15 protein-coding genes, 1 tRNA gene and 1 pseudogene are annotated in these 23,450 nt (G+C 57.0%); 5 read left to right on the top strand and 12 right to left on the bottom strand.

The genetic code is table 11. The features are described from left to right. Nucleotides 1–103 precede the first annotated feature (103 nt). Together acs and GJA_RS19795 are read left to right on the top strand one after the other, a co-directional pair. Entirely contained in the window at nt 104–2,104 is a 2,001-nt protein-coding gene (acs, locus tag GJA_RS19800) for an acetate--CoA ligase (protein ID WP_038495697.1), read from the top strand. Nucleotides 2,105–2,244: 140 nt separating this feature from the next. After that, nucleotides 2,245–2,335: transfer RNA gene (locus GJA_RS19795), tRNA-Ser, on the top strand. 256 nt (nt 2,336–2,591) lie between these two features. Here the strand turns inward: GJA_RS19795 and GJA_RS19790 are convergent. The 3 genes from GJA_RS19790 to GJA_RS19780 are packed head-to-tail and all read right to left on the bottom strand — an operon-like array spanning nt 2,592 to nt 3,932. Next, nucleotides 2,592–2,963 (bottom strand): hypothetical protein, encoded by a 372-nt coding sequence (locus GJA_RS19790; RefSeq protein ID WP_038495694.1) that lies wholly within the window; start codon nt 2,961–2,963, stop codon nt 2,592–2,594. 1 nt (nt 2,964) lies between these two features. Next, entirely contained in the window at nt 2,965–3,429 is a 465-nt protein-coding gene (locus GJA_RS19785; protein WP_038495691.1) for a penicillin-insensitive murein endopeptidase, read from the bottom strand. An 11-nt stretch (nt 3,430–3,440) separates the two neighbouring features. After that, entirely contained in the window at nt 3,441–3,932 is a 492-nt protein-coding gene (locus GJA_RS19780; RefSeq protein WP_038495688.1) for an Hcp family type VI secretion system effector, read from the bottom strand. A 266-nt stretch (nt 3,933–4,198) separates the two neighbouring features. Between GJA_RS19780 and GJA_RS19775 the strand changes: the two genes are divergently transcribed. Both GJA_RS19775 and GJA_RS19770 read left to right on the top strand, forming a co-directional pair. After that, complete coding sequence (locus GJA_RS19775; protein ID WP_051781163.1) at nt 4,199–4,858, top strand: IS66 family transposase; 660 nt, start codon at nt 4,199–4,201, stop codon at nt 4,856–4,858. 189 nt (nt 4,859–5,047) lie between these two features. Continuing rightward, nucleotides 5,048–6,607, top strand: a complete 1,560-nt coding sequence (locus tag GJA_RS19770; protein WP_038495684.1) for a DNA cytosine methyltransferase — start codon at nt 5,048–5,050, stop codon at nt 6,605–6,607. Nucleotides 6,608–6,621: 14 nt separating this feature from the next. On the opposite strand, the gene GJA_RS19765 is transcribed toward GJA_RS19770, so the two are convergent. Genes GJA_RS19765 through GJA_RS26330 form a run of 6 tightly spaced genes read right to left on the bottom strand, consistent with a single transcriptional unit; the run spans nt 6,622 to nt 16,869 of the window. Further along, nucleotides 6,622–7,077: a very short patch repair endonuclease gene (locus tag GJA_RS19765; RefSeq protein WP_038495681.1), complete on the bottom strand. Its 456-nt coding sequence runs from the start codon at nt 7,075–7,077 to the stop codon at nt 6,622–6,624. Between the two features lie 38 nt (nt 7,078–7,115). Continuing rightward, nucleotides 7,116–8,891 carry an AIPR family protein gene (locus tag GJA_RS19760; protein ID WP_038495678.1) on the bottom strand — a complete coding sequence of 592 codons (1,776 nt, stop codon included), beginning with the start codon at nt 8,889–8,891 and terminating at the stop codon, nt 7,116–7,118. Nucleotides 8,892–8,893: 2 nt separating this feature from the next. Then, entirely contained in the window at nt 8,894–9,877 is a 984-nt protein-coding gene (locus GJA_RS19755) for a PD-(D/E)XK motif protein (RefSeq protein ID WP_242404583.1), read from the bottom strand. A gap of 10 nt (nt 9,878–9,887) precedes the next feature. Further along, entirely contained in the window at nt 9,888–12,800 is a 2,913-nt protein-coding gene (locus GJA_RS19750) for a Z1 domain-containing protein (RefSeq protein WP_038495672.1), read from the bottom strand. Then, nucleotides 12,797–14,290, bottom strand: a complete 1,494-nt coding sequence (locus GJA_RS19745; RefSeq protein ID WP_197539846.1) for an ATP-binding protein — start codon at nt 14,288–14,290, stop codon at nt 12,797–12,799. Before GJA_RS19745 ends, GJA_RS19750 begins: the two co-directional genes overlap by 4 nt. Continuing rightward, the gene (locus GJA_RS26330) at nt 14,287–16,869 is read right to left on the bottom strand and encodes a sigma-70 family RNA polymerase sigma factor (RefSeq protein WP_051781161.1); all 2,583 of its coding nucleotides are present in this window, start codon (nt 16,867–16,869) and stop codon (nt 14,287–14,289) included. Before GJA_RS26330 ends, GJA_RS19745 begins: the two co-directional genes overlap by 4 nt. Nucleotides 16,870–17,232: 363 nt before the next feature. Here GJA_RS26330 and GJA_RS19735 point away from each other — a divergent pair. Then, a pseudogene (locus GJA_RS19735) lies at nt 17,233–17,648 on the top strand (addiction module antidote protein). Between the two features lie 60 nt (nt 17,649–17,708). On the opposite strand, the gene GJA_RS19730 reads toward GJA_RS19735, so the two are convergent. From GJA_RS19730 to GJA_RS19720, 3 genes are all read right to left on the bottom strand, one after another. Continuing rightward, a complete protein-coding gene (locus GJA_RS19730) occupies nt 17,709–19,139 on the bottom strand; it encodes a PA domain-containing protein (RefSeq protein ID WP_051781159.1) in 1,431 nt (476 codons plus the stop codon). Further along, entirely contained in the window at nt 19,126–20,133 is a 1,008-nt protein-coding gene (locus tag GJA_RS26325) for a choice-of-anchor J domain-containing protein (RefSeq protein ID WP_051781158.1), read from the bottom strand. Before GJA_RS26325 ends, GJA_RS19730 begins: the two co-directional genes overlap by 14 nt. 280 nt (nt 20,134–20,413) lie before the next feature. Next, complete coding sequence (locus GJA_RS19720; protein ID WP_051781156.1) at nt 20,414–23,107, bottom strand: hybrid sensor histidine kinase/response regulator; 2,694 nt, start codon at nt 23,105–23,107, stop codon at nt 20,414–20,416. Between the last annotated feature and the right edge of the window lie 343 nt (nt 23,108–23,450).

Raw genomic sequence — 23,450 nt, 5'->3', positions numbered from 1 at the left:
GGGCGTTTTTCTGTGCCGCGATCAGAAAAACAAGAAGGTGTAAGGCGTCCGTAAGCGACCAAGCCTATCTTGTTGGCAAACTATTACTACACTGGAGACAAGCATGGCCGGTACTGAGAATCAAGGAACAGAGCAGCAGGGACCACAAGAATCGCGCGTGTTCGCGCCGCCGGCATCATTCGCCGGACAAGCCAGCATTTCCGGCATGGACGCCTATCACACCCTGTGCGCAGCGGCCGAACAAGATTACGAAGGTTTCTGGGCAACACTGGCACGTGAACACCTGAGCTGGAAAAAGCCGTTCACCAAGACCCTGAACGAAGACAATGCGCCATTCTACAAATGGTTTGAAGACGGCTTGCTGAACGTGTCCTACAACTGCCTGGACCGCAATATCGAAAAAGGCGACGGCGACAAAACCGCCATCATCTTCGAAGCCGACGACGGCCAAGTCACCCAGGCCACCTATAAAGAGTTGCACGAAAAAGTCAGCAAATTCGCCAACGGCCTCAAATCGCTGGGCATTAGCAAGGGCGACCGCGTCATCATCTACATGTCGATGTCGGTCGAAGGCGTGGCCGCGATGCAAGCCTGCGCCCGCATCGGCGCCACCCATTCGGTCGTCTTCGGCGGCTTCTCCGCCAAATCGCTGCAAGAGCGCATCATCGACGCCGGTGCGGTAGCCGTCATCACCGGCGACGAACAACTGCGCGGCGGCAAAAAACTGCCGCTCAAAGCCATCGTCGACGAAGCGCTGGCGCTGGGCGGCTGCGATTCCATCAAGAACGTCATCGTCTACCAGCGCACCGGCAGCACGCTGCCGATGGTCGAAGGGCGCGACATCTGGTTGCACGAGCTGGTCGCCAGCCAATCGGCGGTGTGCGAACCGGAATGGGTCGATGCCGAGCATCCACTGTTCATCCTGTACACGTCCGGTTCGACCGGCACCCCGAAAGGCGTGCAGCATTCCAGCGGCGGCTATTTGCTGTGGGCCGCGCTGACGATGAAATGGAGTTTCGACATCAAGCCCCAGGACGTATTCTGGTGCACCGCCGACATCGGCTGGGTCACCGGCCACAGCTACATCGCCTACGGCCCGATGGCGGTCGGCGCAACCCAGGTGGTATTCGAAGGCGTGCCGACCTACCCGAACGCCGGCCGTTTCTGGGAAACCATCAAAAAGCACAACGTCAGCATCTTCTACACCGCGCCGACGGCGATCCGCTCGCTGATCAAGGCGGCCGACGTCGATCCGAAAGTACACCCGCAACACTACGACCTGAGCAGCTTGCGCCTGCTGGGCACGGTGGGCGAACCGATCAATCCCGAAGCGTGGATGTGGTACTACAAAAACATCGGCGGCGAAAAATGCCCGATCGTCGACACCTTCTGGCAAACCGAGACCGGCGGCCACATGATCACTCCGTTGCCTGGCGCCACGCCGATGGTGCCGGGTTCCTGCACCTTGCCGCTGCCGGGCATCATGGCGGCGATCGTGGATGAAGCCGGCCACGACGTGCCGAACGGGCAGGGCGGGATCCTGGTCGTCAAACGGCCGTGGCCATCGATGATACGCACCATCTGGGGCAACCCGAACCGCTTCAAGAGCAGCTACTTCCCGGAAGAGCTGGGCGGCAACATCTACTTGGCGGGCGACGGCGCGATCCGCAACAAGGACACGGGATACTTCACCATCACCGGCCGCATCGACGACGTGCTGAATGTATCGGGCCACCGCATGGGCACCATGGAAATCGAATCCGCGCTGGTGGCCAACCCGCTGGTGGCGGAAGCGGCGGTGGTCGGCCGTCCTGACGACACCACCGGCGAATCGATTTGCGCCTTCGTCGTGCTGAAGCAAGCGCGTCCGACTGGCGAAGAAGCGAAAAAGCTGGCGCTGGAATTGCGCAACTGGGTCGGCAAAGAGATCGGACCGATCGCCAAGCCGAAGGAAATCCGTTTTGGCGACAACTTGCCGAAGACGCGTTCCGGCAAAATCATGCGCCGCCTGCTGCGCGTGCTGGCCAAGGGCGAGACGATCACCCAGGACGTCTCGACGCTGGAAAATCCGGCGATCCTGGAGCAGCTCAAGGAAGCGTCCTGATTCGGTACTGCTGCCTGACTGCATGAGATTTCAAGTCTGGTGCGGTCAGGGCAGGGGGGCGGGAAAATTTTTTTGGTACTTTTCAGTATCCTTGCTATAATTCGCGGCTTCGTGAGAACGAAGAAGCATAGCAGTAAGCAGGAGAGGTGGATGAGTGGTTGAAGTCGCACGCCTGGAAAGCGTGTATAGGTTCATAGCCTATCGGGGGTTCGAATCCCCCTCTCTCCGCCACAGACGAAAAAAAGAAAAGCTACCCTCGGGTAGCTTTTTTTTTTCGCCTGTGGCGGAGAGAAGCAAGCCCCCTGCGGGGCTTGCGCGGGGGATTCGAAGGCATCGCCCCTGCCGGGGCGAGCCTCTCCGAATCGCCCAACTGCTGCCGCTGCGCGGCAGCCCCGCGCGCCGAGGGCGCGCGTTTGTGGTGCTAATTAGGTTTCGGCTGAGCAAGCTTTCACGGCACACAACGCATCAGTCCATCAAAATTGGAACATTAACAAATTGCTCCAGCAATGCTCTTGCCGGTTCGCAGGTTAAATCCGAAGTGGCACGCATATTCGCCGTGATCCAGGGTGCAGGAGACATTGTCCTTATTGCGCTCACGATAGTCTTTGTCTGAACTGCAACTGTCTTTTGAGTCAGGAGACATCGAGTCAAACATATCCTTGGCGATGGTCCCGGTGACCATGAAAGAGATTTTACGATCATTCCGCGTAGGCGGCTCCTGCTCGCCCAAGTCGTTCGAGTAGATCAGGTAAGAGCCCTTGAACGGCTTGTATTCGCCCCAGTTTTTTTCACCTGCATAAGCCAGTGAAAGCACGGCGATGGCACTTACACTTAATATCAGCCCCGATAATTTTTTCATCTCAGGTTCTCAATTCCAAGTGGAAGTGATGGTCGTGATCCTTGAAGCGGTGCACGAATGGGATATCGGGATCGTTAAATAATACCTTGTACACGCTGGTATAAACTCGAAAAAGTTCGATGAGTCTCGCCGTTGCGGTGCGATCATACTCTTCGTTGTACCAATATACCGCAACGTGAAGACCGTCCTTGCGTAGCGGACGGATATCCACCTCCAAGCCGCTTTTATGCGTTTTGTGCTTGCCATAGGCGGTTCCGTTAGCCAGACTGATATTCCCGACGCCAAACTTTCGACTGTCGATCGCCTGCCATTCACGCTCCACGCGCAGTATGGCGGTCATCATCGCAGGGTGTGCATACTGGCCGGCACCGCTCCCCGGCGTGCCATACACGTAGTAACCCGCATCCTCCGGGGCTTGCGGAACCACGAATAAGCCGCGTGTATCCTTGGGTTGGACTTCAAGCATGGTTCGTTCCCTTACGCGATGCGGTTGGTCGAAAGATTCCAGCCACCGGTCGTGTTGCCACCGGCGCCGCCGCCAATTTTTTGCTGGGTGTACTTCCAAAGCACTTTTGAAAATTTCAGTCCGATAGCGTCGTGCAAGACGCTACCCTCATGCACCATTTGATCCATGCTGCCGATCAAGACATTTTCCAGATCGACCTCGTAATACTTGACGGGATTACCGTTGCCGTCGGCGCGCATGAATTCGAGCTTGGCCTTTGGGATCGTCCGCCCAGCGGAGCAGGTTTGCATCAGCAGAGGTGAGGATAAGTCGGCCAGCTTGGTGATCGACAGGCTGCGGTGCTCACACCGCTCGGCGGTATGGCCGCCGCCCGTCGATGCGGTGGCGCTTTTTGGTTGCATGACGCCCCACTGCGCAGAAGTGACCTCGATCCAGCCTTGATGCCCGGAGTCCGTCGATTCGCCTTTGATGCCGTCGATTTGCAGATACACGTCGAGTGCCATGATGTCTCCGGGATTGGTTGATGGGAGTATTGGCATTGTTACGCGCTCTATCCGAGACGGCGTTGGGACATCTCAATGAGTTATTGAAAATATAATTCTTATTCGATTAGACGGAGGCAGGAAAAATTTTTGCGCAATGTTTTTTGTACCCGAATTTCGTACCTTGTAGTGGGTAGCGACGGCTATTGATTTGTCTTTGTCTGCGCGTCCAAGGGAAATTGCACTGGTTGCATGTGGCCGCCAATGACAGCTAGACATGGTATGGCGTGCACGCCAAGCGCGGCATGGAGGCAATCGCCGCGCAAGCCATTCTGCCGCAGTGCATTGGCGTGCTGATCCATGATTGCTGGGTGCCGTACTGGCAATTACCCGGCACGCACGCCCTGTGCAACGCCCATTTTCTGCGCGAACTGCTCTACGTTCAAGAACTAACCGGTGAGCGCTGGCCCGCCAGGATGAGCGAACTGCTGCTGCGCGCCAACGAATTGCGCGAGGCGGCGCAGCGCAAAAACATCATCCTTGGCGACGCCGACAAGGCGGCCTTGCGCACTTTCTACGACACCATTCTGGCCGAAGGCGAACGACGGCATCCCGCCCGACTCAAGCCCACTGGCAAGGCTGGCCGCGTCAAGCAATCGGTCGCCTTCAACCTGTTGCAGCGCTTGCGCCGGCATGCCGACGCGGTGCTGCTGTTCGTGTCCGATCCTGCCGTGCCGTTCACCAACAACCTCGGCGAACGCGCCATCCGCATGCTGAAGGTGAAACAGAAAATCTCCGGCTCGTTCCGTACCTTGCTGGGCGCGCAAAACTTCTGCGTCATCCGCTCCTGTCTGGACACGCTACGCAAACAGGGCCACGGCATGCTCGCTGTCCCGGTCCTGCAACGCGCCTTCGCCGGAAACCCGATTCAGCCAGTCCCCGGCTGAACAGTTATATTTATTGTTCTCAATTTTATCGATGTGTTTGACGTTGACATCGTTGGTGGAGATGTAACGATATGGGATAAAATGATGGGCTTTGAGGGTTATTATGTAGTGGTGTAATGGTGACAGTGCTCACCGTTTTATCGTGGGGGGCTGGATGACCCTTGGACGAATGATATAAAGAAAAAATTGATGGCAGAGCGTAGCAAAATTCCGGTGATCGACTTGTTCGCCGGTCCGGGGGGACTTTGTGAAGGATTTTCTTCCATTGTGGACGAAAATGGGCTCCCACGATTCGGCGTCAAAGTCTCGATTGAGAAAGATCCTGTCGCCCATCGAACTTTGATGCTAAGAGCTTTGTTTAGAAAATTTCCTAAGGGCCATGCCCCGGACAGTTATTATCAGTATGTGCGCGGTGATATTACTCGTGAAGAGTTTTTTAAGCACCCGGATATCAAAAGTGCGGAGGAAGAAGCAGCGAAGGAGGCTCGTTGCGCTGAACTCGGGGCAACGCCTCACGAAACCATCGATGCTTGGATTAGGGAAGGCATAGGCAGCAACACCAATTGGGTGTTAATCGGAGGGCCGCCTTGTCAAGCCTATTCGACCGCTGGACGCTCGCGTCTTCGAGGAAAGGATCCAGAAGCTTTCGAGAGCGACAAGAGACATTTTCTTTATACGGAATATCTGCGGATTATTCAAGAGTTTGAGCCATCGGTCTTTGTGATGGAGAACGTCAAGGGTATGCTCAGCTCCAAGCATGGTGGCTCCAAAATATTCGAGCGTATTTTGCGCGACCTTTCAGCCCCTAAGGATGGCCTTAGCTATCAAATTCGCTCACTGGTTGTTGAGGGCAACGAACTCAAACCCAGTGACTACGTGATTGAGGCAGATGATTATGGTGTCCCACAAAGTCGTCACCGCGTAATCTTATTTGGAATCAGGTCCGATGTTGCCGAGAGTACTCCGGCACTCGCGCAAACGACGCGTCGATTCTTGCTAAGAAAAACCACTCCAAAGGTTGGAGTGACAGTTGCATTGTCAGGTCTACCGTCGTTGAGGAGTCGACTCTCCAAAGAGCCGGACTCGCATCAGGCATGGCACGGGGTCATGAAAAAGGCCCGATCGAGTTTGAATTTATGGCGGTCACCTTTGCGCGGTAGGATTGAGGCGCTAATGCTGAAAACGGCCGCGAAGGCAGAGAAGTTGGTCTCGTCAGGAGGAAGTTTTATCCCCACAAAAGTGACACCGAGCACTGAAATGCCTAAAGAGCTGCGCTCGTGGTATCTGGATAACCGATTAGGCGGAGTATTGCAGCACGAAACTCGTAGCCACATGCGGTCGGACTTGCACCGCTACCTGTTTGCAGCTTGCTTCGCCCAAGAAATGGGCTATGCACCCACGTTGTATGATTTTCCGCCCAAGCTGATGCCGGACCACATGAACGTGGATGCAGAGGAGATCCCTTTCGCGGACCGATTCCGGGTTCAAATTGGAAATGCTCCCTCATCGACTGTTGTGGCGCACATCAAGAAGGATGGGCATTACTACATTCACCCCGATCCTGTTCAGTGCCGAAGTCTCACAGTAAGGGAGGCGGCGCGTTTGCAGACTTTCCCAGATAATTACTTTTTCGAAGGAAGTAGAACTGAGCAGTATGGGCAGATAGGAAATGCAGTTCCTCCGTTATTGGCCAGAAAAATTGCAAAAGTCGTCTATAAATTCTTGGCTTCGCTACAGGAAACGCAATAGCTGTTATTGGATAGTTAGGCCAGTGGCCCGCCAATCTCTCCGAACTGCTTGTCGCTATTGATCCATTGGACAATTTTATTGTCCAATGATTTGACTGTTTCGTGATCTCGAGTGGCGCACTCCCAAACGCATAGAACTCGCCAGCCCATGGCTATTAACTTCTCAATGGCTTTTTTGTCCCGCTCGACATTGGCTTCTAGTTTTTTAACCCAGAAGTCGCGCCTCGTAGCCGGAATTTTGAAGTATTTGCATCCCTTGTGAGCATGCCAAAAGCAACCATGCACGAAGATGGTGACCTTTCGGCTTGACATGACGATGTCGGGCGTACCGGGTAAATCGCGACGATGCAACCGAAATCTGTACCCAGCGGCAAATAAGATTCGTCTTACCAGCATCTCGGGTTGAGAGTTTTTCCCCTTGATGTCAGACATCATCCGGCTTCGGACTGAGGGCGGCACGATGTCTGTCATGTGTCGATTCCTTGTCGATTGCTACTGTCGAGGGCATCCTACATCGCCCTGACCTCGGGGATGTTGGACTTGGCTACCGAATAGCTCGCACTCATCACGGCATCTTTACACTCTGGCCGCTTGGCCCATTCAGAAACCATGCGACCACCAGCGGAGGCGTGGAGCACATCGTTGACCTCCTTAGCCCAGACTGCGATCTGTGAGAGCAGCTCGGGGGAAACAGCCTGCTTTGCCCAAATGCGATCAAGATCGATGCGACTTCCGAGCTTTTCTGATAGCAGCGAGACAGTGTAGGCGGTGACGTTGGCTTGAAACGCCTGGAACATAGGACGTAGAAGTTTTTGGGAGTCCCTGTAAATTTTGGCCTTGGCGATCATGGCTTTGAATTCGGGTACCGTGGGCAGCGCCGTCTCTTGGGCATCGGACGGAGTGAGCGAGGCCATGAAACGGTCGAAGTTCTTCTGGGAGCCAAGACTGACGATGTCAGGTTTGCGGTCCCACGCGGTGATGTATTTTGCCAAGTCAGTTTTGGTGAGGCGCCGGGCCGTCGGGATTGCATCCTTCAACGCCTTAAGCTTTGTTGGTGTCGCCCCTTCGCGGGCTAGAAGGGTGTTATAGCTGCCCGCAGCGCGCTCGTAGAACCATTGGCCGATGCCGTCCGGGCAGTAGATCGAACGAGAGAGCTTTTCTATCTCGACATGGAAGGGCTTGTTCGCCGAGAGATCCGATTGCTTGACTGCATTCTGACTGTTGGCGAAGCGCGATATGTCAGAGACAAGCGCCTCTTCTTTTGTGGAGTCCTGGGTCTTCATCACGATAATCTTGGCCGGAACTCTGACATGGCTCAGATCGGTGTCGGGATATTTTTTCTTGGTGAAATAAAGCGAGGCTGTCGTCTGGCCACCATTGACGATTTGGAGCCCTTTCAGCCATGCGATCCCGGCCGATCCATCTCCCGGTTTGCCCAAGCGCATTTCATCGGCTACTATCACGATGCCATTGTTGTAGGCCATGAAGCGCTCAGGCGCTGTTCGTAAAGTAGTCTGAATGCCAGAGTTGACCCCTTTGCCTTTAACACTGAGGAAGGATCGGACATTGGCTTCGAGAAGACGCGCGCCAAATTTTTCGTAGAGTAGTCGTAGAGCCTCGCCAGGAACGGCAGTAAGGGCATAGTCATAATCATCGTTTTCTCCAGGCACAAAAACGCACGGGAGAGGTGCTCCCGAAACTTCAGTAAAATCCACGACTAGTTCATCACGTGGTTTTCCCTCAGACCAATGACGATGGAGGCGCTCGATGTCCATGACTTCCAGGCGCACGGCCTTCCCGCCGATATCGCGTGTCTTGAAGCTCTTGGACTTCGCGACTTTGTCAGTGATGACATAGACACGGATTTGTTCCAAGTCGTTGTAGATGCCATGCAATGTCTCAGCCAATGAGCGCACGTCACTAGAAGGATCAAGTTTCTGAGCCATCTTGCCCTCCGCGCAAAGCGTCAGAAATCGCAGGCATTGCTCCACGGCAGTCTTGGTTTCGGAGTCTGGAATTGGCGTAGGAGTATCGACGTTATCATATAGGCTGACAAACAGGTCGAGTTGGTCGCTATCTTCTGATACGGAGTAGCCGCTAAGCCTCAGATTCGCATTGCCTACCTTGCCTTCAAAGTGACATTCGACCGGTTCGAACGTCATGCCGATTTCCGACATGTGATCCATTACGATACCAGCGAATACCAATTCTTCATATAGTGCTCCATCTCGCATTTGCGAGCGGACGGTGGCCTGCGTCTCACACAGAAATTCAGTCAAATTCATACTTAGATTGCTCCCAATTTTTTTAATGCACCCTCTGTGCCGACGTTTTTTCCAGGCACCTTATCGAGGTCAATTTCATACATGGTTCTCATGATACCCGCAGGTACATTTCCCGGGGTCAGACGCGGGAAGTCACTCACTACTTCGATAACACGTGTTCCTACCTGTTCAAATCGTCGTGGATAGCGCTCGGCGTGCGCGTCTATGTAGCCCGCAGCGAGCAGACGCTCAGTCAAGAGCCGTTCTGCTTCGGCATCGCCTTTGATAGCCAATCGTATTGCTTCGACGATCGCGGACAGGTTCTGTCCACTTTCGGTTTGCCGCAGCCGAGCGCCGGCCACAAAGAGGGGCTGGCGCGTGGAATCGTCGAGCTGTTCGAGCGAACCGATCTTGGCCAGAAAACCTGCCGTTGATAACGTGGTCTTGACCTCCAATGCCCCAGTGCCGAGCTCGAAGTCCTGTATGCCGTCGAGTGGGCCGATCCAGGATTCAATGGCAAGCGCGGCAGAAACTCCTGCGTCGATGATGGCGCGAAGCAGCGTGAGCTCACCGATCAAACCAATCTCGGCCTCGGGGCTGAGAACTTGCGTTCCCTTGCGCATGAATTCCTGCCAAGCTCCAACCCGTCTTGTGATGACTCGCAAGAGTTTGGTTTCATCGGCGCTTGCCGCCACCGCGTCATCGAGAGCTCCGATGACATCGCATGCCATGGCGGCGAAAAGCTCTGCACTGCCGGCAGACTTTCGGGTCAAGGCGAGCCAAAGCTTGCCGCTGCCTTCGGGGTCTGCTCGTTCGACCGCGAAGCCCTGGCCTTCGGGGAGTTTGTCGGCCGCTGCGAGCCGCGCCGTGGGGAATCCCACCAATACCGCCTCGCTGTTGTCAGGTGAGCGGCGGCCGGCGCGCACTTGAAGTGGCCCAGATGAGGGGAGGCAGATGGCCTGCCATCCTGGTTCAATGTCGGCGCCCGTTAGCGAAGACCATGCCATGAGAAAATCGTTACTCGGTCGGGCCATATTCCTGCATCCAATAAAGAAGGTTCACTTCGTATTCCACCCGGATTCCGTTTTCGCTCGCGGGAAACGCGATGGCGAAGGCCATGATGGGTTTGTTCCAGCCAGGTACAATAAGATTTTCAGGAAGCTTTTCCTTGCCTTTGTAGTAGGGAGCAAGCGAATAGAGCAGCAATAGGCCGCGATCCGCATCGCCACCGAGCTTGTCTCTCGCCTCGCGAATGCCTTTGCCACTGGGGCTGGTTGGTGGATTCAGACGCCCGCGCGCATGGTCTTGCTTCCAGGCCGCGCGCGTGCGTACGAGTGCATCTCGCCAAGTATCGTCATTGAGGTCAATGCCCTCGTCTTTTGGGTCGGTTAGCACACCGATGGCAAACATGCTTGGGTCCTTGACGCCTGGCGAGTCAGGATCGTCGGTCCTGCGTGTTTGGAAGGTGCTAACCTTAAAGTCACCAGGGAAGATATGCTCTTCGCCATCTCCTTCGCCGCCTGTCAAGAGTGCAACGCTCCATTGTTTCAATTTTCCGATGTCGAGCATCTTGGTGATGAAATCCGTGAGGACCACCGCCTTGGCGCTTGTGGCATTCGGGTGGGTCGTATAGCTCCCCAAGAATGTAAGCACTTTTTCCACATCCACGTCTCTCCACAATCGCGCACCTGGCCAATAGTCGGCTTCGCTATCGCGCGGATATTTCGGAGCCTCCACGAACTCCATCCCCAGAGAGGAGATCAGTGCGTCGGTAGAAGCGAGGTTCTCTTTCTGCACTTTGAAGTCCCGGTGGAATAGGATAGTCTGAGGCCGAGTGCCGCTGTATGTCAGGGACAGCGTCTGAGCGTTGCGCATTTTCAATGGCGAAGTAACTGTTAGAATTTCGTGAGACATGACCTTGAGACCGTATTGTTCTGGCGTGAGCTTCGCCTTTGCCATGAAATCGAATTCTTCGCGCAGTTCTTCGGACGCGTCGGCGATATGGCCGAACCACTTCACCAAATCCGGCGATGTGTAGAGCCGGCAGAGGTCCAAATAACCAGGCCGGTAGCCGAACCAGCGGCCCATCTGCATCAGGGTGTCATACATCTTTGTCGAGCGGACGAAGTAGCTCACGCAGAGGCCTTCAAGGGTCAGGCCCCGAGCGAGCTTATCGCCGCCGACGGCTATGACCTTGAGCGCGGCACCAGGCGTTGCGTAGTCCAATGCGTCTTTGGCCGTTCCATTGATGGAGCGGACGGTAATGTCGCTAAGCACATCCGGCAGTTTCGCTACCACTTCCTCCCATGATGGCAGTTCAGGAGGGTGCTCCTCGGCGGGAGAAAGCTCTACGACCTTGTCACGTGTAGGGACAATGTCCTCGTCCCAGAGCTTGCGCATGTGCGCGAGCAACTCGCCGGCGTGGCTGCCTCGGGTGATTTTCTGGCGCATGCGGCGCACTGTTTCCTCGACTTGCTCTCGAACATGGTCTTGGACAGACACATATCGAGTGACGTGAATCAGCATGGAGCTGTGCTCGGTCCCTTGGCCGCGCAATTCGCGCGCCGCGCAGACAAGCGCGAAGTGGTGAATGGCATCGCGCAGAGAAAGTGGTATCGTTTCTTGACCGTTGTGGAGCGGAACGTGTGTCTTTTTGTGCTTGGGTGGCATCCATCCCGAGTCAGACTCTGGGGCATAGTGGTCCAAGATGCTGCGAGCGAGCGGAAGGGCTCCCATGCGGCCATCCTTGGTTACTTTCCCAAACATGCGCGAGGGGCCGACATAGTTCGACGGAGCCGCTAGATTTATGATGAAAGCCTTGGGAAAGAGGTCGGGGCCTTCCTTGGCAGTAGCACCCTTGTGGTGGATGTAGATGTTGGCGAATGGCGTGGCCGTGTATCCTACGTAGGCCTTGCGAGTAAAGGAGTGGAGTAGTTGGCGAATCAGGCTGTTGATGGTTTTTGGCTGATGTTCCTCGTCGGGTGCTCCATCATCGTTGAATTCCTGTTCGCCTGTATCCACCGAAGCATTGTCGGCCTCGTCGTCGATCATGAGAAGCGGCAGCTTGGTTACCAATCTCCAATCGGGTAGCGAGCTTTGAGTATCAGTCACGCGTGTTTGAATCCATTTAAGGAGTTCTGTCAGCACAGTTTTTTGCTTCTTGACCACGAAGAGCCAAGGACGTTCTTCCGGGGAAATGCCGTGAAAATGCTTGGCGATAGCTTTGCTGAAATCGCCGTTTTCCGCTCTTGTCGTCGCTGAGTTTGTTTTCAGGTCTTCGCCAAACGCAGCCACGCCGATAGCCGCACCAGCGTCGCGGTTCACCGTCGTCTCGTAGCCCAAGAATCCTTCCTCAAGGCGCATCTGGGTCTGCGAGCGCAGATTGTTGTGCATGCCGGCCAGCACAATGATGATCTTGTAGCCGGCATCGGCGGCCTTGTTGATCAAGCCGGTGTAGTTGCTGGTCTTCCCCGATTGGACATGCCCGACCACGAGCCCCCGCCGATCCCAGGAATCTGTCCGCAGTGGGTCTTCGAGGAGTCCGAGAATGTCATCGGTCGCTTCGTCGAGTCCATCAACGACCACGTCAGACAATTTGGACTCCTGATAGTCTCGATAGCGGCGCCAGTAATGCCAATCTTTCTTCCGGGAGGCAGTGAGCCAATCGAAGTGCCCCGTGTTGTCAACGAGGGTAGTGGCTTTGCCCATCCGGTGACTGAATCGTTGGATCAGAGTGGCAACTACCTTGGCCTCGTTCAAAGGGACCGGCGGATCGCTCGCGAACGTCGCTGCGGCCAACTTCACCTTCTCAGCGATGTAGGACGGCGTGATCTTTGACGAGTCCTTTTCTGCCTTCAGCAGCCGCTGCGCGGTGGCGATGACATCTTCGAGCAATTGCGCTTGCGCTGCTGCCTCTTCTGCTACGGTCATTTTTGACTCCCTAGTTTTGCGACGAGTGCTGGATATTTTTGGAATGGTTCAGTGCGCGACATCGACTTGCGTGCTTCCTCAACGCTCAGGCCTTTGCGTTCTATCAGGTCATTGAAGAGTACGCCAGCGACCTCGATCACGGCTGCATTGGGTTCGCCCTCGAAGCCGGTTCTTGGAGTCTCTTTGTTTTCGGCGGTGTCGAGCCAGATGCGCTGCACGGGGACTGTTTCTTCGATTACCCGAAGCATCGACTTGATCAACGGAGCAAGCGTTCCTGAGCTTTCCAGAACGGCAGCGACGGATGGATGCGTTTCTTCGATCCGATATCGCATGCCTGCCTTAAGTCGTTCGATACGCCAAGCCTGTTCAATGGGGATACCGCCTTTAGCTGGCGCTGGCGTTCCTCTATAGGCAAATACATGTCGAGCGCGCTCACGTGTATTTTCGGCCAGCAACATAAGCCAAGGGCGAAGCGACACAGGTGGACGAGCAGTCGATTTGCGAACGTCAATTTTCCAGTCTGCATCGGCTGTGTTTGGGATATCCAGGCGTATGCGGGCTAGTCGATGTGCCTCCTCCCTGTTCCATGCTCGGGCGTTACCCAATCCCAACCATCCACCTGCTACTAGGAGGCGCTCGTTACGGTAGACGTAGAATCCCTGCTGAGCGGTCCAGCCAGCGGGGCCAGCGTTGGCTTCAAACTCCGCAATCGATAACTTATCGCGGTGAGGCAATACATGACACTGCACGGAGACGGCACCGTAACCGGTGGCGTGGTTCGTGGTTGGCGATGTCCACGGCTTCGCTGGATGGCCGGACATGAATGGGTCCCAAGGTGTGACGGAGCGGCCGTTTAAAAGTAGTTTGAGTTTCGGGCGTGGGCCCTCTAGTAACCTATGGAAGACCATCGCTAAATGAGACTCAACGTTATCGATGAGGTCATGGAAATCATCAGATGTGTAACCGAAAGTGACCACACGGTCCATCGTTTCCCATAAGACCAGCGTGCCTGCTTTCTTTCCTTTTAAGCCTGTGATGAAAGGTTTCGATCCCGGAGCTGGTCCTTCGAAAAGAAGCCAACCTCCACTGGGATCCGCTGCGAGTTCGTCCAAATCCCAGCGCAGACAGCTTGTGATGCCGTCTTTGACAGCGGCTACAGTTAGCCTTCGGCATTGCGAGAAAGAAGCTGTTTTAAGGCCCATGCCGAAACGACCCAGATCGTTGATGGCACGAGTATCAAGTGGGTTTTTATCGCCAAGACGCATGGCATTTTCGAGCTCTGCATCGTCCATGCCTAACCCATTGTCGAGAATGGCTATGCGGCTGGTATGCCCATTCCAAGTGAAATCGATACGGACTTCTTTCGCGTCAGCTGAAATGCTGTTGTCGATAATATCAGACAGAGCCGCTGCCGTTGAGTAGCCCAAGCCGCGCAATGCCTCAAGCATTGCCATCGCACGCGGCGGCGCGCTTCGTGTCTTTGAAATCATTTCCAATAACCTTTTTCTGGGATGAATTCGAACCCCAAAGCAAGCAGCTTACGGGCTAATTTTTTGTAACGGCCGTCGGGCGTTTCAATAAAACTGATCCATATTTTTCCTGATGCTTCTTTGCGTTCGTCGATCACAGAAACACCTAAGGCCATAGCCTGTGTTAGGAATTTATCGATGCTTGACGTCTTTACAGGTGATGACGTGCCATCAGGAGTCGGCCTAGCCGCAAGTTGGGACTGTATCGAGTTGACGTCTGCTGACGGCTTGGATCTGCTAGACAGGGAGCTGTTCTCTTGCCCCTTGCTCTCTTTGGAAAAAGGATAGCCAAAAAACACGTTCGATAAAGCATCAATCCTGCTAGGCTGCATCAACTTCTGGATAGCTTTGGCTTCAATCTGGCGAATACGCTCCCTTGTGACTTCATATCGTTGTCCGATGTCGTCTAGCGTCAATGAGTCATTAATCCCGATGCCATAGCGCAGTCGAATAATTTGTGCTTCTTTCGGCTTGAGCGTAGCCAAAACTCTGTCAATTGTTTTGTGCACATCGGATTTGAACGCAATGTCAAAAGGGTCTGGTGAAACGAAATCGGACAGAGCATCGGCGGCTATTAGTTCATCGATTGATAGGTCATGTATTGATATCGGTTCAGGCGCGAGTCGCTGAAGTGCAGACACTTTGTAAGCAGGCATGTCTAAGCGGGCCGCTATTTCATTGAGCTCAGGCGAATGTCCATTCTCTGATTCAAATTCGCGCGTTTCACGAGCTAGGCGCTGAACACTCCCATAGACATGGACCGGAACGCGAATAGTCCGGCATTTGTCTGCGATGTAGCGCCCAATGTGTTGGCGTATCCACCAAGTGGCATAGGTGGAGAACTTGAAGCCACGCCGCCAATCGTAGCGCTCGACGGCTTTCAATAGGCCAATATTTCCTTCTTGTGCTAAGTCGTCCAAGGGCTCTCCGCTATAAAGATGCTTTTTGGCAAGATGGAACACGAGCTTCAAGTTGGCAGCCACCATTCGTTCGCGAGCGATCTGGTATCCCTTTATCGCGCTGGCATATTGCATCGCCGATTCTTGGGCACCGTCGGTTTCGGCATTTGCCAGCTCGAGAAGGAAGCGACGATTCAGTCGGAGCGACGACAGCGTTTCACGGATTGCTGCCCAATTCGCTCCGCGCTGCGTTGGTCCTACTGGAAGACTAGCGAGCCTGTCCATCGCATCCGAAAATTCTGACGTGAAGCTACCGAGTGGGAGGTCACTATCGAACTGCGACTCTTCATCGGCCTCGAGTTCCTCTTCCGCCTGATCTGTAGCCGCGATATCTGCATCGCTTTCGCCTTCAGATGTTGATTCAAGGTTTGGCTCAGCTTCGATCGGTCCAAGCGATAGCCAAATCAGAGGCCTTTGTTTGGTCTTGATAATATTGCCGGCGGCCAGTGTCAGATCAATCCCGCGTGGCCAAGCTGCCAGGGCGTCAAGTGCTCGTTCCATTTGGACTTCCATCGCTTTACCTAGGAAGACTTCTTCTTCGGCAGAAATTAGCCTCTCGCGCTGAAATTCTTTTTGGTATATGCGCAAGGGCTCCGAGTAGCGTGAGGCCAAGTTGTCAATAAACGCGAAGGCATTGGTAACTATTTCTTCTTCGTCCGGTGTTTCCTCAGGGTTGACGTAGACCTCGAAATTTTCGTCAGGCTTGGCGTATTCGAATCGCTCATCGACTTCGGCGCCAACGTCATTGATGACCATGGTTAGCAGCGCCTCCGCTTCTGGGTTTGCCGATTGGTCATCGTTCAGCGACAAGGCTTTGACCGCAGCGCTAGGCACACTGCCTTCACGAGCGGCTCGAAGCAGCAATAAACGTAGCAGTTCGCGGGCCTCTGCATCACTAGTGCGAGCGAGCGGTAGCGATCGCTCTGGTAGGTAGACATCAATGTCTTCCCAGTCTTCCGACGAGTCTATGGGCTCATATTTCGAAATGGATACCTGGATCGCGCTGGCAGCTTGGGCGACAGACGGATCGACTTCGGGAGGAGACGCGTCCTCCTCTGGCTCCCAGCCGATCAAGTCAAACTCGGATACGCTTTCTAGTTCGCTCAATTCCTTTGCGTCGAAGTGAAAATTATGTGGAACCGTATCAGTTTGAGTCACGTCAACTGCGGCAAGAGATGTGGTGCATTCAAGCGCTTGTGATTCCAGAGGCATGATGTGTTCATCTGGAGGATCGATCATGCTCAGACCTTGAGCACCAAACACCCCAAGCTGCAAGGTGACCGCCGCCTCCAATATTGCTACTGCTTCGTGCGCGCCAGCGGCGACCGCGATGGCATACGCAGTTTTTCCAGAGGGATCAAGCAGGTCTTTGTCTACTCCTGCATCAAGCAGAAATTTGCACATCGAAAATTTATTGCGGCCCGCCGATAGCATGAGAAGGGTGAGTCCATTTCCATCACGAGCATTGAGGTCGTCGCCCCGGTCGATGTGAATTTGGATGGCGCTTTCGATACCAGCCATGACCGCCATTTTTAGGAAACGGTTAAGAGGAAGGATACTAGGGACGCTTGTGCTGATCATTCGTGCGCCTGTATCCGCGCCACGGAGCTGTCGATTTCTGCGGACTCTCTAAATAGAGTTTTGAAATTTTTTATGCTTAAAAAGCGATGTTCTTTGCAGGACAGCTTGGATGTTTCTGTGAGCATGTTGGCTCTGCCAAAATCGTGTTATAAGAAACAAATTCTTGTATTTGAATAAATTTTACAGCAGATGTCCAAAGACAGCACTATTTAGTCTGCCGCTTTTTAGTGAATTCGGAACGTTATTTAAAAAGGAAGATCAATAAAGGAGTATCTGCTGCGAAATTTTTGATGGCATCAGGTGCCATTAAAAAGTCAGCAAAAAACCTGGCAACTCTAAAAAATAATTCTAAAATAATCACATATGTCAACAGTGTTGCTTACAGACAGTCCCAAACGCACTCAAAAAAGCGATATTCAACGCGCCAAATCATTGGCCAGCGATGCTGGATTAAGCAAAGGAATAAACATGAGCAATCGTATCAATGTCAGCAAGCTGCCCGATTTCGACGCTGCTCCCTACCTCGATCGCGATGTAGCGATTGCCGCTTATCTGACCGACATCATCGAAGCCAACGATGCATTGCTGTTGGCCTCGGCCCTGGGGGATATTGCCCGCGCCGGGGCATGACGGAAATCGCCAAGTCAGCCGGGATTACCCGCGAGGCTTTGTATAAAACGCTGCGGCCGGATAGCGCGCCGCGCTTCGATACCGTCAGCCGGGTGTGCACCGCGCGCGATGTCCGTCTGGTCGCGCAGCCGCTGGAAGCCGCTGGCTGAAAAAAACGGGCGGCCCACCTGCGCGCACCGCCCGTTTCAGCAAAATGCAGCCGCAAAACCTCACCACCCAATATCCCGCAACAACGGCAGCGTCAAATCCCTGGGCGGTTCCACCTGGTGTCTCAAATCGGCGTTCAGCGCCGGTTCCATCAACTGGTTCGGCTTGGCGTCGGTGCTGTAGTGCGATACCGACGAACCCGGCTCATATTCCAGCGGCGTGTACATCAGGACGCGCTGTCCGGCGTCGGTGCCGGCCAGTTTGGCGGTATCGACACCGAGGCTGGCGATGACGCCGGACATGGTGCGCGAGCGGTGTTGCAGGCTGGCCCGGATCAGGTTGCCGTCGGCTTGCGATACGCGCACCGCCGGTATCGTCACGCTGGGGTCCGAGCCGCCCAGTCCGGTCACCGGGCCGGCCACGTTGTCGATCACGATCATGCCTGTGGCACCGGCGTCTTGCAGGTTTTTCGCCTTGACGGTGAAGTTGCAGCCGCCGCGGTCGACCAGGCCGATATTGTGGTCGACCGCCAGCGCATTGGCCGGGCTGAGCGCGGTGCAGGCCAGGCCGGCGCCGTCCGGCTGGTCGACTACCGGCATCACTTGTCCGGTCAGCGGCGGGTTGGCCAGCGGCGGGCCGAATGCGGCGTCGCCGACCTGGTAAGTGCCGGCCGCCGGACCGGCCGCATTGCCGCTGATGATCAGCCGCGACTCGCCGCTCAGCACGACCGGCACGGCGGCATTGACGTGGGCACCGTCCCACGACAAGCCGTCGCCGCTGACCGACGAGGCGGCCCGTTCCGCCGCGCTTTCCATGACCCAGGTCTTGCCGTTGCGGTTGTCGGTCAGGTGGTGGTCCCAGATCGACGGCGTGCCGAAGTAGAATTCGCCGCTTTGTTCGTCGGTGTAGGTCTGGAAGCCGAGGCCGTGCGCCATTTCATGCAGCAGCACGGTGACCAGGTCGACCTGGCTGCCATGGTGGTTGTCCAGTCCCAGGTAGAACGGCGAGCCGGGCAGGCAATCGGGAAACAGGCCCAGGCGCGAGTTGAAGCGGGCGATCAGGTGCGGATCGCCGGGTTCGTCCTGGTCGGCGCCGGCCAGCTTGGCCGCCAGCGCGCCCGGATACCAGGTGTTGCTGCGCTGCGCGCCGGGAAAGTCGGCGTAGATCGACGCGGCGCCGGCCGAGCCCAGCACCGCGCTGCTGGCGGTGCAACTGAGCGGCTGGAAGCTGGCCTGGACCCGGATCGGCACCGGGCTGTCGAGCTTGGAACCCCAGATCTCGGCCGCGTAGGTGAACGCGATCAGGCGCTGTTCGCCCAGCGTGACGCCGCTGTTGCCGCCGACCGGCGCGGCCGGCGTCGGGTCGTTGAAGCCGACCCCGGGCGTATTGGCGTTGATGATGGTGACGCTGGCCGCCTGCGCGCCGCTCCAGCCGGCCAGCAGCAGGGGCAGCAAGTACAAGCCGGCCAGCGTACGCAGTTTAATGGTGTCCATGGCGGTGCTCCCGGTTTTGTTGGAGGGCGTCGGCGGCACTGTCGCCGGTCACGCAATGCAAGGTGTTGTTGCCGTTGGTATCGCGCGTCATGACCGAGAACACTTGTTTGCCGCCATCGAGCTTGACCTGGCGGCTGCCGTCGGCCCTGATCACCGCCTGCGGCGCCGGTCCGCTGCGCTGTGGCGCGGCGCCGGGCTGGCGCAACAGTGCTTGCGCTTCGACCGGGGTCGGCGCGCGCAACTGTCCGGTTTCGGCGTCGCGCACCGTCACCATGCCTTGTTGTCCGGATGGCGCTTCGATGGCTATCGCACAGGGCGACAAGATCACCGCGCCGACGGCCAGCAGCGCGCCGCCGGCGAGGTGTTGACGGCGCAGCCAGCCCAGTGCCGCGAGTCCGGCCAGCAGCATGGCCCACGTCGACGCTTCCGGCACCGCGCTGATCAGGACACTGTCGATGCCGATGTAGTCCGATGCCGAGGCATTGCCGACATAGCGGAAGGCGAAGCGGCCGCTGCCGACGGCGTCGAGGGTGGCCTGGTTCAGGGTCCACAGGTCCGGGTAGGGGCCGCTGCCGCCGACGGTCAGCAGGGTGTGCGTGAAGCCGGCGATGGCGCTGCCGGCGCCGCTGCTGAAGCGCAGTTCCAGCATGTCGCTGAAGCCGGGCGTGCCGGCGCCGCGCGTGTAGAACGAGACCAGCGTGGGCCCGCTCAAGGTCAGTTCGGGCGTGATCAGCCAGTTGTCGATATACCCGATACCCTGGCTGGCGCTCAGGTAGTTGGCGCCGATGTAGGCGTTCGCGGCGCCGGCATGGGCGCCAAAGATACCGTCATTGCCCTGGAACCAGGACAGGCCGGCCGGGCTGCTATGGTTGATCAACTGCCAGCCGGCAAGGGCGCCGACGTCGTCGAAATTCTCCGTCAGCGAGCTTGCCGCGTGGGAGGATGAGGCGAACACGAGCGCCGTGATCGCCAGGATAATTTTGAACGTTTTCATTTACACACCTTTGTCCAGTGATGATCGGATAATCAAAGTGCAACGTTTTTATATTAGTAATAAATTATCGAAAAATCTGACGAGAGTGCTACTTGTTTGATAAATCTTATTGCCGAGCAGGACAGCGGAAATGCAGGTCTGATGAGCGCGCAGCGCGTAATCAGACTAGCTCCGGGCCGCAAGTGCGCGGCACAAGTGCGCGGCACAAGTGCGGGGCTGCCCAACGTTGGCTTACGCTGCGCTAAGCCAACCTACTCAAGCAGGTTTTGCAGTTCAGGCTTTAGCGCAAGGAACTGGCGACCAGCCCGCCCAGCAATTGGTTGATGGCGTCGATATTGGCCGGCTTGGTCAAGTGATGGTCGAAGCCCGCTTCGCTGGAACGGTGGCGGTCGGTCGCCGCGCCCCAGCCGGTCAACGCCACCAGCACGGTCTTGCTCATGTGCGGATTGTTGCGCAGCGCGCGCGCCACGTCGTAGCCGCTCATGCCGGGCATGCCGATGTCGAGGAACATCACGTCGGGCTGGAACTCGCCGGCCGCCTTCAAGGCGCGCGGGCCGTCGTTGGCGACCTGGATCGCATGGCCCATCATGCCGAGCAGCGCGGCCAGCGTTTCGGCCGCGTCGATGTTGTCGTCCACCACCAGTATCCGCAAATTGCGTTGCAATACGCCATTGCTGTCGCCGGTGCTCAGGATGGCCACCGGGCAGGCGCTGTCGGCCAGCGGCAGGCGCACGGTGAAGGTGCTGCCCAGCCCGGAACCGGGACTGGCCACGCTGACGCTGCCGCCGTGCAATTCCACCAGCCGCCGCACCAGCGACAAGCCGATGCCGAGGCCGCCTTGCGAGCGGCCCATGTTTTGTCCGACCTGGGTAAACATGTCGAACACGGTGGCCAGCGATTCGGGCGGGATGCCGACCCCGCTGTCGCTGACGGCGATCAGCACGCTGCTGCCGTCGCGCCGCGCCGACAGCGCGATCTGGCCGCCCGGCGGGGTGTATTTGGCGGCGTTGTTGAGCAGGTTGCCCAGTACTTGCGCCAGCCGGGTCGGATCGACGTCCAGCGGCAGCGGCAAGTTGTCGAGGTCGACCTTGAGCTGGTGGCGGCTGCTGTCGATCAGCGGCAAGCTGGTTTCGACGGCGCTCGACACCACGCTTTTCAAGTCGGTCTTTTGTTTCTTCAGTTCGATCTGGCCGCGGGTGATGCGCGCCACGTCGAGCAAATCGTTCACCAGGTGCACCATCTGGTTGACCTGGCGTTCCATCACGTCGCGCACCCGCGCCACGGTGGCCGGGTTGTCGGCCGCCATGCGCATGATTTGCAAGCCGTTGCGGATCGGCGCCAGCGGGTTGCGCAATTCATGCGCCAGCGTGGCCAGGAATTCGGTCTTGCGGCGGTCCATTTCCGACAGGTCTTCGGCCAGTTCGCGCAATTGCCGTTCGGACTTTTTACGCTCCGTGATGTCGGTAAACAATACCGCCAGCCGGGTGCTGCCGGGGCCGCCCAGCCGCACCGCGTAGACGTCGAACCAGCGGCCCGTGGCCTTGGCTTCGTCTTCCAGCCGCACCGGTTCGCCGGTCAGCACCACCCGGCCGTAGGTCTGGGCCCAGTGGCTGTCGTGGCCGGGCATCATTTCAAGGATGCTCTTGCCGACCGCGTCGCTTAGGCCGGATTGCTGGACGAACGCGCTGTTCACGTCCAGGTAGCGGTAGTCGTAGGGCTGGCCCTGCTGGTCGAACAGCACTTCGATTTCGCAAAAGCCCTGGCCCATCAATTCGATCATGCTGCGATAGCGTTCTTCGCTGGCGCGCAGTTTGTCTTCGGCCTGTTTTTGGCGCGTCACGTCGAGGATCACGCCGGGCAGGCTGACCGGCGCGCCGTCGTCGCCGTATTCGGCGCGGCCGCGCGCGATCACCGAGCGGTAGCGCCGGTCCGGGCCGCGCACCCGGTACGCCGATTCGTACGGCGTGCCCTGGCCGATGGCCTGTTCGATTTCGATCATCACCTGTTCCAGGTCGTCCGGATGGATGGCGCCCAGGAAGGTTTGCAGCGGCGCGCTGGTACTGTCGCTGTCGGTGCCGAGGAACAGGCGTCCCATGTTGCGGTCGGCGATCACCTTGTCGGCCGCGATATCCCAGGTCCAGGTCGCCACTTCGCCGGCCGCCAGCGTGGCTTTCTGGCGCGCCAGCGTGTCGTGCAGTACTTGCTCGGTGCGCTTGCGTTCGGTCTGGTCGAGAGAAATGCCGGACAGTCCGATGACGCTGCCGGCCGCATCCAGCGAGCAGCTGCCGCGCATCTGCGCCCAGTGGATGCTGTCGTCGGGCCAGCGCACCCGCACTTCGATGTCGAAATCGCTGGCGCTGGCGATGGCGTGGTGCACCGTGTCGCGCCAGCGCTGCACGTCGTTGCCGGCGAGGGCGGCGGTCAATTGCTGGTAATGAAAATGGTCATCCGCCGCGTAGCCGAAGTTGGCCTTGCATGCGTCCGAACAACTCATCAAGCCGGTGCCCAGGTCCAGGTCCCAGGTGCCCATGCCGCCGTTCATGGCCAGCCGCAAGCGGTCTTCGGCGCGCTTGCGTTCGCTGACGTCGGTGTGCGCGCCGACCCACTCGCGCAGCGCGCCGTCGGCGTCATACACCGGCGTGGCGCGCACCAGCATGTGGCGGTAGCCGCCGTCGGCATGGCGCAAGCGGTATTCGGCCTGGAACAGCGGATTGCCGCCGCTGGCGTGGTTGATGTCGCGCCAGACGCCGGCGGCGATGGCGCGGTCGTCCGGATGCACCGCGTTGAGCCAGCCGGCGCCCATGTACGCATCCTTGCCCTGGCCGGTGAAGGCGCTCCAGCCCGGCTGTTCGCTGCGGAATTCGCCATATACCGGGGTATCCCAGACGATGTCGCAGGTGGCGCCGAGCATGGCGCGGAAGCGCTGTTCGCTGAGCGCGGCCGGATGGGGTGACAGGGAATCGGGGTCGGACATGGGGCGGTTTTCGTTAATGGCCTTGCCGTTTTATCTATACGGCGGGAAGTAGCGCGATAGTACAGCCATTTTTACTCTCGTATCCAGCTTTGCTATCAACAATTGCTACTCTTTTTTGCTTGGCAGAGGAATAACTGTCAAAAAACGCTTCATGTCAGGAAGATATGGCTTTGTGGCCGAATTACCACTGTGCCGGTTGATATCCGCCAGCCACGGCTGAATTCTCAACAATATTCTTGCAGTTCGCGATGAGCATGAATTAAATTGGCGGCTATCAACAAGTCGGCAATTTTAAAGACATCGCCAAGATGCTGGCCAGTACCGTTGCGCGCGCATTTCCGGG

The sequence above is a fragment of the Janthinobacterium agaricidamnosum NBRC 102515 = DSM 9628 genome (assembly GCF_000723165.1).
Classification (GTDB): domain Bacteria; phylum Pseudomonadota; class Gammaproteobacteria; order Burkholderiales; family Burkholderiaceae_D; genus Janthinobacterium; species Janthinobacterium agaricidamnosum.
This window is presented reverse-complemented; position numbering and strand designations above follow the sequence as displayed.